General features: G+C 63.6%; 11 protein-coding genes. 3 read left to right on the forward strand and 8 right to left on the reverse strand.

Annotated elements, in window-relative coordinates; translation table 11 throughout:
- Positions 1-177: 177 nt before the first annotated feature.
- Positions 178-1,581 (forward strand): MFS transporter, encoded by a 1,404-nt coding sequence (locus ACP2YO_RS25575; protein WP_426433946.1) that lies wholly within the window; start codon positions 178-180, stop codon positions 1,579-1,581.
- A gap of 18 nt (positions 1,582-1,599) precedes the next feature.
- On the opposite strand, the gene ACP2YO_RS25580 is transcribed toward ACP2YO_RS25575, so the two are convergent.
- Both ACP2YO_RS25580 and ACP2YO_RS25585 read right to left on the reverse strand, forming a co-directional pair.
- Positions 1,600-2,109, reverse strand: a complete 510-nt coding sequence (locus ACP2YO_RS25580) for a cupin domain-containing protein (RefSeq protein ID WP_426433947.1) — start codon at positions 2,107-2,109, stop codon at positions 1,600-1,602.
- 35 nt (positions 2,110-2,144) lie between these two features.
- Positions 2,145-2,624: a carboxymuconolactone decarboxylase family protein gene (locus tag ACP2YO_RS25585; protein ID WP_426433948.1), complete on the reverse strand. Its 480-nt coding sequence runs from the start codon at positions 2,622-2,624 to the stop codon at positions 2,145-2,147.
- 104 nt (positions 2,625-2,728) lie between these two features.
- Between ACP2YO_RS25585 and ACP2YO_RS25590 the strand changes: the two genes are divergently transcribed.
- Positions 2,729-3,292 (forward strand): MarR family winged helix-turn-helix transcriptional regulator, encoded by a 564-nt coding sequence (locus ACP2YO_RS25590; RefSeq protein ID WP_426443314.1) that lies wholly within the window; start codon positions 2,729-2,731, stop codon positions 3,290-3,292.
- Between the two features lie 14 nt (positions 3,293-3,306).
- Positions 3,307-4,539, forward strand: coding sequence for a lytic murein transglycosylase (locus ACP2YO_RS25595; RefSeq protein WP_426433949.1), 1,233 nt, complete (start codon positions 3,307-3,309; stop codon positions 4,537-4,539).
- A 44-nt stretch (positions 4,540-4,583) separates the two neighbouring features.
- On the opposite strand, the gene ACP2YO_RS25600 is transcribed toward ACP2YO_RS25595, so the two are convergent.
- From ACP2YO_RS25600 to ACP2YO_RS25625, 6 genes are all read right to left on the reverse strand, one after another.
- Positions 4,584-4,829 carry a hypothetical protein gene (locus ACP2YO_RS25600; RefSeq protein ID WP_426433950.1) on the reverse strand — a complete coding sequence of 82 codons (246 nt, stop codon included), beginning with the start codon at positions 4,827-4,829 and terminating at the stop codon, positions 4,584-4,586.
- A 400-nt stretch (positions 4,830-5,229) separates the two neighbouring features.
- A protein-coding gene (locus ACP2YO_RS25605) for an IS630 family transposase (protein WP_426433951.1) occupies positions 5,230-6,178 on the reverse strand; the annotation gives its coding sequence in 2 pieces (ribosomal slippage) (positions 5,230-5,841 and positions 5,843-6,178; 948 coding nt in all).
- 119 nt (positions 6,179-6,297) lie between these two features.
- Complete coding sequence (locus ACP2YO_RS25610; protein ID WP_426433952.1) at positions 6,298-7,542, reverse strand: ABC transporter substrate-binding protein; 1,245 nt, start codon at positions 7,540-7,542, stop codon at positions 6,298-6,300.
- 890 nt (positions 7,543-8,432) lie between these two features.
- Positions 8,433-9,242, reverse strand: coding sequence for an SDR family NAD(P)-dependent oxidoreductase (locus tag ACP2YO_RS25615; RefSeq protein WP_426433953.1), 810 nt, complete (start codon positions 9,240-9,242; stop codon positions 8,433-8,435).
- Positions 9,243-9,260: 18 nt separating this feature from the next.
- Positions 9,261-11,102, reverse strand: coding sequence for a single-stranded-DNA-specific exonuclease RecJ (gene recJ / locus ACP2YO_RS25620; RefSeq protein ID WP_426433954.1), 1,842 nt, complete (start codon positions 11,100-11,102; stop codon positions 9,261-9,263).
- Positions 11,103-11,156: 54 nt separating this feature from the next.
- Positions 11,157-11,876, reverse strand: coding sequence for a haloacid dehalogenase type II (locus ACP2YO_RS25625; protein WP_426433955.1), 720 nt, complete (start codon positions 11,874-11,876; stop codon positions 11,157-11,159).
- Positions 11,877-11,887 lie beyond the last annotated feature (11 nt).

Below are 11,887 nucleotides of genomic sequence, written 5' to 3' on the forward strand. Positions count from 1 at the left end.
ATACCGAAGCTCCCAATGCTCGGGACGAATGGTGGCGATTTTCCGAACGAACCCCAAAGCGGACCACCGCACCGGGTGCACTGCCGCAATTCCGTTTCCTCCGATGTGATGAGTCGCCCCGATGACGGTGCGCGCGTACCCTGTGTCCCTCACCTATAAAAAAATACGGGAGGCCCAATGACGACAATCGACCAGCCCGCTCAAGGGCGCGCCGCGGATATCCTCGCCCGCCTGGATCGGCTCCCGGGCACGCGACATGTCTGGACGTTGATCACGCTGCTCTCGCTCGGCGGCATGTTCGAACTCTACGATCTGTTCATGACCGCTTATGTCGTCCCCGGTCTGATGAAGGCAGGATTGCTCAAGGACGTGTCCATCAGCATCTTCGCCGGACCGGCACTGTTTGTCGCCGCGACCTTCACCGGCCTGTTCATCGGCACCTGTGCGTTCGGCTATGCCGCGGACAGATACGGACGCCGGACGATCTTCACCTATTCGATGCTGTGGTACAGCGCGGCGACATTCGTGATGGCGTTCCAGGATACAGGTCTTGGCGTCAGCCTGTGGCGGCTGATTGCCGGCATCGGCATCGGCGTGGAACTGGTCACGATCGATACTTACGTGTCGGAACTTGTGCCCAAATCGATGCGCGGCCGCGCCTTCGCCTTCAATCAGGGCGTCATGTTCGCGGTGGTGCCGATCGTGGCCTTCATTGCCTACAAACTGGTGCCGATCAGCCCGTTCGGCATCGACGGTTGGCGGTGGGTGGTCTTGATTGGCTCAACCGGCGCCCTGTTTGTCTGGTTCATCCGCCGCTCGGTCCCGGAGAGCCCGCGCTGGCTCATCAATCAGGGACGGCTCGACGAGGCTGACGCGGTCACCACCGCGATCGAGGCGAAAGTCCGACGCGATCTCAATGGCGCGGCACTGGCGACGCCGGGAAGCCATGCCGTGGAGAAAGCCGAGCCGCTGGGACGCTTTGCCGAAATCTTTGAATCACGCTACCGCGGCCGCACCTTCATGCTGATGGTCTTCCAGTTCTTCCAGACCTTCGGTTTCTATGGCTTCGCGGCCTGGGTGCCGACGCTGATCGCGCAACAGACCGGCGTCAATGTCAGCGCAAGCCTGCTCTATTCATTCATCATCGCGATCGCCAACCCATTCGGTCCGTGGCTTGCGATGAGCTTCGCCGACAAGTTCGAGCGGAAGTGGCAGCTGGTCGCCGCCGCCTGCTGCATCGGCATCTTCGGAATAATGTTCTCGTTTCAAAGCGCGATGCCGCTGCTGATCCTGTTCGGCGTGCTGATCACGCTGTCGAACAACATCCTGTCCTACTCGTTCCACAATTATCAGGCCGAGCTGTTCCCGGCGCGGATACGGGCGCGCGCCGTAGGCTTCACCTACTCCCTGAGCCGGCTCAGCGCGATCTTTGCGAGCTTCATCATCGGCTTCTTCCTGCAAACCGCGGGCACCAAGGGCGTCTTCGGATTGATCGCGGGCGCCATGGTCGTCGTGGTCATCGCCATCTCGGTATGGGGCCCGCGCACGCTCGATCGTGAGCTTGAGGAGATCTCGGGATGAGGTAAACCGCCGGCTCAGCTATTCGAGCATCGTGGTCAGCTGCGCGCCCTCGTCCGCCACGAACACCGCGATCAGTTCCGCCGGCTCGGTGCTGCTGGCATTGGCCGAGACGACGTGGGTAGAACCCGGCGGCTCGAAGAAGGACTGACCGACGGTGAAGGTCTCGACCGGCCCGCCGCCGAGCTGGGAGCGGATTTCGCCCTTGGTGATGTAGGCCGTCACCGAACCGGCGTGGCGATGCGGCGGCGTGAAGCCGCCGGGTCCGTACGACACGCGGACCACCGTGACGCGCTTGCCGGGCACATTCGGCAACGCGTGCGAGGTGATGATTTCGACCTTGTTGAGTGCCGATCCCTCCGCGTTCGCAGCGGCGCAGAGCGGCACGATGGCCGAGGAGATCGCGTCCATCGAGATCGGCAACGCCTTGCCGATCGCAAAAGCGCAAGCGAGCCCCGCAACGATTGCGAGCGAGACCGGCCGCGGCGGCCGGACCAATGGAAGAGACAGTGTCGCAGCTATCGACGTCATCGGTTGTTCTCCCTGTTGTTGTTCAAATCCGCCTCTCAAGACGCGGCCGCATTTGCCGCATGCTTACGCGCCGGCGGCGTCCAGCGATAGGCGGCGCCGAACCGGTTCCAGACATTGATCGAGGCGATCGCCGAGGTGAGATAAGTCAGCTCCTGCTCGGAGAATTCCGCGGTTGCCTGCGCATAGACCTCGTCGCTGACGCCGTTCGGAAGCAACGTCAGCGCTTCGGTCCAGGCCAGCGCTGCTCGCTCGCGCGCCGAAAACTGCGGCGCCTCGCGCCACACCACCACGAGGTTGAGCTTGTCCGCGGCAATGCCGAGGCTCTCGCTCTGCAGGATGTGATACTGCACGCAAAAGGCGCAGCCGTTGATCTGCGAGGCGCGTATCTTGACCAGCTCGATCAGTTGCTTGTCGAGGCCGGCCTTCGCCGCGAATTGCCCGAGTGAACGCACGGCGGCGAACACATCAGGCGCGAGCTTCTCGAAATCGGCGTATTCCTTGCGAGCGTGTGACATCGGGTTGGCCTCATATTATCAGAACACTGATATCTTATAAGAGTACTGATATGGTCAGCAAGACCAGGCGATCGAAGAAGGTGAGATCAGGCGGCATGGCCGAAATGCGAAAACACGGAAAATCCGGCGCCGCCGGAAAAAAGCCCGCGAAGCGCCGGACCCGAAAAAAGCCCGCGGCCGGTCGAAAAGCGGTCGCGGTAGATCGCGCCCTCGCCGTCCCGCCGCCGCCCGGCGAGGGCAAACGCGGCGAGCAGGGCTACCTCGGCTATCTGCTCCGCCAGGCCCAGGCCGCCTCGCGGCTCTCGATGGAACGCGCGCTCGCGCGCCTCGGCGTCACCACGCCGCAATTCGTCGTCCTCACCATGCTGAAGGCCTATCCAGGGCTGTCCGGTGCCGATCTGGCGCGGGTTTCGATCCTGACGCCGCAGACCGTCGGCGTGATCATCCGCAACCTCGAGCGCGACGGCGCGATCCGCAAGACGCCGCACCCGGTCCACGGCCGGGCGCTGCAGTGGACGCTGACCCGGCGTGGAAGGCGGCTGCTCGACCAATGCCGCCGCCATGCCAAGACGCTGGAGCGGCGGCTGGCCGCCAGCCTCACGCCCAGGGCGGAACGCGTGATCAGGCGCTGGCTATCAAAAATCGCCACAGATTTGCAGGATAGCTAGCGCATGATCCGGAAATGAAACAGCCTGATTCTCCGAGATCCCCTGCCCGCCGCGTTGTCCTGAAAACAGGGCTTGCGGCCGCTGCGGTGCTCGCCCATCCGCTCGGCGCGCTGGCGGCTGCACCTGCCGGCTTCGACCAGTGGCGTGAGAATTTTCACGGTCGCGCGCTGGCCAAGGGCATTTCGGAGGCGACCTGGAACCGCTGCATGGCGCGGGTCGAGCCGGACATGAGCGTGTTCAAGCAGATGCGCAACCAGCCTGAATTCCACGAGCAGATCTGGCAGTACATCAACCGGCGTGTCTCCGACTGGCGTATCATCCACGGCCGCGAGGCGTTGAAGAAGAACGAAGCGCTGTTTGGCCGGATCGAGCGCGATTTCGGCGTCGAGCGCGGCACGCTGCTCGCGCTGTGGGGCGTTGAATCCGCCTATGGCGATCCGCTGGTGCAGCGGAACCACATGACGCCGGTGTTTCCCTCGCTCGCCGCGCTCGCCTGGAACGAGCCGCGCCGCAAGGCCTATTGGGAGACCGAGCTGATCAACGCGATGAAGATCGTCCAGCGCGGCTGGAGCACGCCCGAGGAGATGAACGGCTCCTGGGCCGGCGCGATGGGGCATTCGCAATGGATGCCGGAGGTGTGGCTCAATGTCGGCTTCGATTATGACGGCGACGGCAAGGTCTCGCCGTTCGGGCGGCCCGACGACGCCCTCGCATCGACCGCGAAATATCTGCTCAATCGCGGCAAGTATCACCGCGGCGAGCATTGGGGCTACGAGGTTCGGGCGCCGGGCGGCTCAAGCGGCAACCGCAGCTACGCGGCGTGGGCAGGCGCCGGCGTGACGCGTGCCAACGGCCAACCGTTCCCGCAGCCGAATGCGTCAGCGCAGCTCTGGATTCCGGAGGCCGGCGGGCCGGCGTTTCTGCTAGGACCGAACTTCTATTCCGTGAAGAGCTACAATCCGTCGATGAATTACGCGCTGGCGATCTGCCATCTCGGCGATCGCTGCCTCGGCGGCCCCGACTTCATCCAGCCCTTCCCCGGCTCAGAGCGCATCCTGACGCTGCCCGAGGTGCAGGAGATGCAGACCCGGCTCACAAAAGCCGGCTTCGACACCGGCGGCACCGACGGCCGTGTCGGCAACGACACCATGCAGGCGATCAAGGACTACCAGACCAAGATGGGCCTGTTGCCCGCCGACGGTTATGGCGGCCTCAAGGTGCTGGCACGGTTGCGCCAGGGCGGATAGCGCAGCGGCATCGCGAACTGACGCTTCTACGATCTACCGCTTTGTCATCTGTTTGCCTTGGACGAGCTTTGGGGCGGCGCGATCCGAACCCCATGCAGGGCCAGTGTTTCAATCATGCGATTCATGAGGCCGGAGGCTTTCGCCTCCTCAATGAACTCGTTGATGTACGCCAGCTGCCCCTCGTGTCCTTTCGGCACGGCCACCGCGGAGTAGAAATCGGCAAAACCATCGCTCAAAACATGGGAACCCGGTAGCGTCGCGGATTGGGCGATCAGGCTGGGCCGGTTCAATGCAACCGCGTTGACGCCCCGGTCCGCAGCAGCTCATTGGCGGCGGCAATGCTGTCGGTCCGGACCAATTCAGCTCGCTTGAGCACGCGGGTCAATTGCAGATCCGACGTATCGCCGCGCGCGACGCCGATCCGAACCCCCGGTTGATCCGCGTCCGCCAAGCGCCCTCATGAAATCAACGAAGCATTGTGCAAATGGTGATTGAGCGGATCGTGCGGTCGTCAGGGAATTGCAGCGCTGAAACGACAGCGTAGGGGCAGCGCCGGCCAATCCAGGCGCTGTTTTATCTGATCAGGGATGCAACCAAATGTTGCAGCACTCCCGACCGAAGCGCAATCCTTAAAACGGACATCGTCGGCAGCTTGGGCAGCCAGTCAACGCGTCATAACCCTAGAGCGTTTCACGATTTGGCGGAAGCATAACCTGCGTTGGCGAAATAGTTGCTGCATTCGCGGGGCTGGATAGTTGCAACAAGGTCGCCGATGTGACGCCAAGTGTCTTCGAGGGTGCGCTTCTGGGCGATGCGCATCCAATGCTTGATTTTAGCAAAGGCCTGCTCGATCGGATTGAGGTCTGGTGAGTAAGGCGGCAGATACCAGAGCCTGGCGCCGGCGCCGCGGATGGCGCGGCGCAGAGCGGCCGACTTATGGCTGCCGAGATTGTCCATGATGACGATGTCGCCCGGCTTGAGAACGGGGATGAGCTGCTGTTCGACGTAAGCTCGGAAGCACTCGCCGTTGATTGGCCCATCGAAGACGCAAGGGGCCGTGAGGCCATCGCAACGCAGAGCGCCGAGAAAGGTCAGCGTTCGCCAGTGGCCGTGCGGGGCAAAACCTCCCACTCGCTCGCCCTTCGGTCCCCATCCGCGCAGCGGGGCCATGCTGGTTTTGATCCAGGTCTCATCGATGAAAACCAGGCGCTGGGGATCCAGGCTGGCCTGCCATGACCGCCAGCGTCGCCTCCGACGCGCAACGTCAGCGCGGGCTTGCTCGAGGGCGAACAGCGTTTTTTTTGAATCGCAGCCCTTCGCGCCGCAGGAATGTCCAGACCGCATTGTGAGAGACCTTGACCCCGCGCGCAGCGAGTTCGTCCTTCAACTTGTGCAGCGTCAGATGCGGTGTCTGGCGAATCCGCTCTTTGATGAACGCGCGGTGCGGTTCCAGCACCGGCTTCCGGTGCCCGCCCATTTTGCCCGGCGCCACTGAGCCGGTCGCCCGGTAGCGCTGCGACCACTTCACTACAGAGGACACTGCAACACCAAACCGTGCCGCCACTATACGGCAGCTCTCGCCAGTTGCCACCGCTGCCACCACGCGCTCTCGCAGGTCATTGGAAAGAGGTCGGCCCATCAGATGCTGGCCCCCAGCCCAGCCAGCATCTTGAATCACAAACCGCCCCTCAGGGGAATCCCTCCCAATTCATCCTAGCCATGAACCGCTCTAGTGGACTACGTCACGCCTGGCCGCGACTATCCCTTCATCGGCCAGATCGCCTCCGCGACCGCGGCCTGCGGCGGAAAAATGGTGACGAACTTGCCGCCTACATATTGCAGCAGCACCGGGTCGGCGTCGTTGTTCTGGCCCATCTCGTCGAACTTGATGCGCCGCCAGGGCATGATGGTCTGCTCCCCCGGAATGTCGGTTGCGGCCAGCGCGTCGCGGATCTTCGCACCCTCGGTCGATTTGGCGCGGTTGATTGCGTCCGCCAGCACCAGAAGGGCCATGAATTCGCGCGAGGTGAGATCGTTGAAATCCTTGCCGGACTTTTGCTTGAACATGGCGTTGATGGTGCCGACCATCGGCCGCTTGGTCGCAAGATCCAGCGAGAAGGTGCTGCGCGAGATCAGGTTCTCGAGCTTGTCGCCAACCGCGTCATAGAGTGCCTTGTCGGAGAAGCCACCGTCCTGCGCCACGATCGCGTTCGCACTGTAGCCGAGTTCGGCCATGGTCTTGATCAGGAGAATGCCATCCGTGGTGTAGCTGGACGGCATCAGCACGTCGACATTGGCGGCCTTGAGCTGCTGCACCTCGGCCGAAAGCGAAGGCGTGTTGGAGCGGTACTTGATGTCGGCCACGATCTTGTAGCCGCGCTCGGCCGCAAGCTTGGCCTGCGCGTTGCCGGAGTCGGTGCCGAAGATCGTATCCTCGTGGAACAGCGACAGCGTCTCGATCCTGGTGCCTTTCTTCTTCATCGCATCGAAGAAGTCGAACATCGCCGCCGAATACATCTCGTCATGCGGTGCTGGGCGGAAGAAGTATTTCAGGCCGCGCCGGTGCAAATTCGGCGAGGAGTTTTCGGCGGAGACAAACGGAATCTGGTAACGCTCGCAGATCTGGCTGACGGTGACGGCAACAGCGCTTTGATAGGTGCCGATGACCGCGCAGACGTTTTCCTGGGTGATCAGGCGCTCGGCCTCGGCGCGACCTTTCTGCGGATCGGATTGATGATCGGCAAAGATCATTTGCAGCCTTGCGCCGCCGAGCCCCGGCAGGCCCGTGCCCTTCGCCAGCGGCAAGTCGAAATTATAGTCGTTGTTGATGATCTCGGCCGCGGTCTCGAACGCTCTTTGTGCGTCGACACCGGTCTGGGCGTTCGCGCCCGACAGCGGGTAAGTGAATCCGATCCGTACGTCGCCGGCGTTCTGCGCCGACGCGGGAAAAGTACTGGCGACAAGCGCTGCCGCGCCGCCCAAAAGAACCGTTCTGCGATCCATGATGTTTCACCTGTCCTCGTCCAAGCGATTCAGACAAACATGCGTCAGTCCACCAAATAGCCTTGCTCGCGGTCGCGCCGCCGTAAGGATGCAGACTGCTCCCTGCAATTCATGTGCCGTGCGGGGTCTGGAGGATGCGAGGGCTCATCAACCTCGCTAGGCGCAATCACTGATTTGCCCGACGAGGCAACCCCTCGCGTCAAAAATATTTCTATTTATCCGAAGCGCAACTCAGTGTATGAATCCGCCTGTCCCACCCGATTGAGGGGCGAGCGCACGTCACGAACGCGCGGTGGGATGCGGTGGACGCGGATTGCGCAACAGACGAGTGCGCATGAGGCGGACGGCGAAGTCGTGCAGGCCTGACGCCCTAGTGGCAGGTGTCCTGTCAGCGAGAGACTGAGGTCTCTTGCTGACGGCGGTGACAAGCAAGCCCAGTCTCACCGGGGAGAGCACGTATAAGCCGTAACCCATCGCGCAGGGAAAGCCGGAGTTCCCGGTTACACCTGTGGTCCTACCCCGGTGCTTTTTGTTGCACCGGGCCCATGGGTGCGATCGGCACCCGGCTTTCCCTGCGCCCTCTTCAAGATGAGAGGGCAAACGAAATCCAAAGCTCGGACAAATCATGTCGCGAGAACGCGCAGCCACACCCCACCGCTGTCATCGCCCGCGAAAGCGGGCGACCCAGTACGCCGCGGCCCATCAACTCAATCACAACCGTCTCTGGAATACTGGATCGCCCGGTCAAGCCGGGCGACGACACCGCAGCTAGCCGCTTGAGACCCGAATCCAACCGTCATTGCGAGCGAAGCGAAGCAATCCATCTCTCCGGTTGCGGTGGAATGAATTGCTTCGTCGCTATCGCTCCTTGCAACGACGAACGAAGGCGCTCACGCCCGCCGCATCACGCCGCCGGCATTCATGCCGCCGTCGATCACGAGCTCGGTGCCGGTCACATAGCGCGACGCATCCGAGGCCAGATACAGCACGCCCTGCGCGATCTCCATCGCCTGCCCTGCACGCGCCAGCGGAGTCGCGAATTTCGCACGCTCCTCGGGATCAATCGGCGCGTTCTGGCCGGCACCGGTGGCGCCGGTCGGAATCTTGCCCCAGATCGGCGTATCGATGATGCCGGGATGCACCGAGTTGACGCGGATGCCGTCGCCGATCTGGGCGCACTCCATCGCGATCGACTTGGCAAACAGACGCACGCCACCCTTGGTCGCGCTGTAGCCGGACAGGTTCGCCGCGCCGCGCAGGCCCGCCAGCGACGACATCATGATGATCGAGCCGCCGCCATGCTTGCGCATCAGCGGCAGGCAGTGCTTCACCGACAGGAACACGCCGTCGAGATTGATCGCGGTCTGCCGCCGCCAATCCTTCAGCGTCATGTCGACGATCGAGGGCACCGCGATACCGATGCCGGCGTTCGAGACCATGACATCGAGGCGGCCAAACCGTTTGCCGATCTCTGCAACGATTTCGGCCCAGCGCTCCTCGCTGGTGACGTCCTGCTGCAGGAAGGTCACATCACCGCCGGCCTTCTTGAGTCGCGCCGCGAGCTCCGGTCCACTCAACTCGTCGATATCGGTCGCGACAACCATCGCGCCTTCTTGGGCGAGCAATTCCACGATCGCCGCGCCGATACCCGACGCGCCTCCGGTCACCAGCGCGACCTTGCCCTGAACCTGTCCAGACATTTTCACTCCCAATTTTTCTTATCGGATGACCGCCGGGCCCTGATCCGGCACCGCGACATCGTGCACACGGAATTGCACACGTTCGGTGCCTTGCCAACGGTCGACCGCGAGAGAGCCCGCCACATGCAATTGCTGACCGCGATTTTGCGTCAAGGCGTTACCGAGCTTCTGCCCGATCGAGCGGAATGCGATACCGTTGACGATGGAACCGTCGCCGGACTTGAAGCGCAGCCGCAAATGCGCCTGCCCGACCTCATCGGCATAGACCAGCTGATGCGACGGCAGCGCGATCACCGGCTCCGGATTGGCGCTGCCGAAGGGCCCGGCGCGATTGAGCGTTGCGGCAAATTCCGGCGTCACCGCGCGCGCGCTTACCGCGCCGTCGATGAACAGCTCGTTCTCGTGGCGCGAATTGGCCACGTCGGCGGCGAGCGCGTTCTCCAGGAAGGCGCGGAATTCGGCGAGCTTCTCCTTGCGCAAGGTCACGCCGGCCGCCATCGCGTGGCCGCCGCCCTTCATCAGGAGGCCATCGTGCACCGCCTGCCGCACCGCCTTGCCGATATCGACGCCGCCGATCGAGCGGCCCGAGCCGGTGCCGATGCCGCCCGGCTCGAGCGCGATCGCAAACGCCGGCCGCGCGAATTTCTCCTTCAGCCGCGCCGCCACCAGGCCGACCACGCCGGGATGCCAGCCTTCGGCTGCGGTGACGATCACCGCGCCCTTGTCCTCGAGCCCGAGCGAGGCCAGCGCCTCGGCCTCGGCCTGCGCCTCGGCCGCCTGCTCGATCAGGCGCCGCTCGCCGTTGAGGCGGTCGAGTTCGGCCGCGATCCGTGCAGCCTCGGAGACATCGCCCTCGAGCAGCAGGCGGACGCCGAGATCGGCGCGCCCGATGCGGCCGCCGGCGTTGATGCGCGGCCCGAGCATGAAGCCGAGATGCCAGGCTTCGGGCGGGCCATTGAGCCGCGCCACATCCATCAGCGCGGTATGGCCGACATGGTCGCGCCGGCGCATCGCGATCAGACCCTTGGCCACGAAGGCGCGATTGAGCCCGGTCAGCGGCGCGACGTCGGCGACAGTACCAAGTGCGACATGATGCAGCATGCCGAGCAGATCCGGCTCCGGCCTCTCGCTGGTCCAGAACCCGCGCTGGCGCAGGTCGCGATTCACGGCCACCAGTGTCACCAGCACGAGGCCGACGGCCGCGAGATGGCCGAGCCCGGAAAGGTCGTCGGCGCGGTTCGGATTGACGAGCGCGTCAACCACGGGAATCTCGTCGCCGGTCTGATGGTGATCGATGACGACGACCGACATCCCGAGCCTCTTTGCTTCCGCCAACGGCTCGATGCTCGTGGTGCCGCAGTCGACGGTGACAAGCAACGTTGCGCCCTTCGCCGCCAGCGCGCGCACCGCGTCGGTGTTCGGTCCGTAGCCTTCGAAGATGCGGTCGGGAATGTAAATCAGCGGATCGAGCCCGCAATGGCGCAAATGCCAGGCGAGCAACGCCGCCGAGGTCGCGCCGTCGACGTCATAGTCGCCGAAGATCGCGACCTTTTCGCCGCGCACCGCGGCATCCGCGATGCGTTTGGCCGCAGCCTCCATGTCGGTCACGGTGTGGGGATCGGGCATCAGCTTGCGGATGGTTGGATCGAGGAAATCCTGTACAGCATCGAGCTCGACGCCCCGCCCCGCCAGCACCCGCGCCAGCATCTCCGGCAATTGATAGCGCTGGACGATGGCAAGCGCCCGCGCCGCGCCGCGCGCATCCAGCCGGTCGCGCCAGAGTTTTCCGGTCAACGACCGCGCCACGCCGAGAAACGCCGGCGGCGCCTCGACGGGGAATGCGGATGCGTGGAGTGTCATGATCCCTTCCAGCCAGGCCGGAATCGTAGCGCTTTAATGAGTCGCAGGCCAGCGCTAGCAGCCCATTCGGTCGGCTATCCCACCGAAATCCTTGGCAACGACGTCCCAGTCGCCCTTGGCCTCGAAATCGTACTTCTGCAGGGGGCCGTATTCGGTCGGGCGCGCCACGAAGGCCGTCTTCAGGCCGAGTTTCTGCGCGGCCTTGAGGTCGTGATTATGCGCAGCCGCCATCATCACCTGCTCCGGCGCCAGGCAGAGCAGCTTGGCGGCACCGAGATAGGTCTCCGGATCGGGCTTGTAGTGCTCGAACAGCTCGGCCGACATGATCAAATCCCACGGCAGGCCGGCGAACTTCGCCATGTCGGTGAGCAGCGCGACGTTGCCGTTCGACAGCGGCGAGATGATGTATTTCGTCTTCAGCCGCGTCAGGCCCGCGACGCTGTCGGACCACGGATGCAGGCGGTGCCAGCCCATCGTCAGATGGTGCAGGTCGGCTTCGGTCAGCCCCTTGATTTCCTGCTGCGCGACCAGCTTCTCCAGCGACTGACGGTGCAACGTGTCGAGGATGACATAGCCGTTTTGCGGATTCTTCCGCACTTCGTCCATCGAGGCGGCATAGACCGCGCGCCAGCCATCGACCAGAGCGGTCCAGTCGGCCTTGATGCCTGATGTCTCCGACCATTTGGCGAAATCGTTGATCAGGCTGGTGCGCCAGTCGACCACGGTTCCGAACACGTCGAAGACGATCGCCTTGACCCCGGAAATATCTGACATGGTCGTCTCCC

It is taken from the genome of Bradyrhizobium genosp. P (assembly GCF_049949265.1).
Lineage (GTDB): Bacteria > Pseudomonadota > Alphaproteobacteria > Rhizobiales > Xanthobacteraceae > Bradyrhizobium.

What these genes read in the sequence shown, in the direction of transcription:
- ACP2YO_RS25575 (WP_426433946.1), top strand. Translation starts at nt 178, where the DNA reads ATGACGACAATCGACCAGCCCGCTCAAGGGCGCGCCGCGGATATCCTC.
- ACP2YO_RS25625 (WP_426433955.1), bottom strand. Translation starts at nt 11,876, where the DNA reads ATGTCAGATATTTCCGGGGTCAAGGCGATCGTCTTCGACGTGTTCGGA.
- ACP2YO_RS25615 (WP_426433953.1), bottom strand. Translation starts at nt 9,242, where the DNA reads ATGTCTGGACAGGTTCAGGGCAAGGTCGCGCTGGTGACCGGAGGCGCG.
- ACP2YO_RS25590 (WP_426443314.1), top strand. Translation starts at nt 2,729, where the DNA reads ATGCGAAAACACGGAAAATCCGGCGCCGCCGGAAAAAAGCCCGCGAAG.
- ACP2YO_RS25595 (WP_426433949.1), top strand. Translation starts at nt 3,307, where the DNA reads ATGAAACAGCCTGATTCTCCGAGATCCCCTGCCCGCCGCGTTGTCCTG.
- ACP2YO_RS25580 (WP_426433947.1), bottom strand. Translation starts at nt 2,109, where the DNA reads ATGACGTCGATAGCTGCGACACTGTCTCTTCCATTGGTCCGGCCGCCG.
- recJ (WP_426433954.1), bottom strand. Translation starts at nt 11,102, where the DNA reads ATGACACTCCACGCATCCGCATTCCCCGTCGAGGCGCCGCCGGCGTTT.
- ACP2YO_RS25610 (WP_426433952.1), bottom strand. Translation starts at nt 7,542, where the DNA reads ATGGATCGCAGAACGGTTCTTTTGGGCGGCGCGGCAGCGCTTGTCGCC.
- ACP2YO_RS25585 (WP_426433948.1), bottom strand. Translation starts at nt 2,624, where the DNA reads ATGTCACACGCTCGCAAGGAATACGCCGATTTCGAGAAGCTCGCGCCT.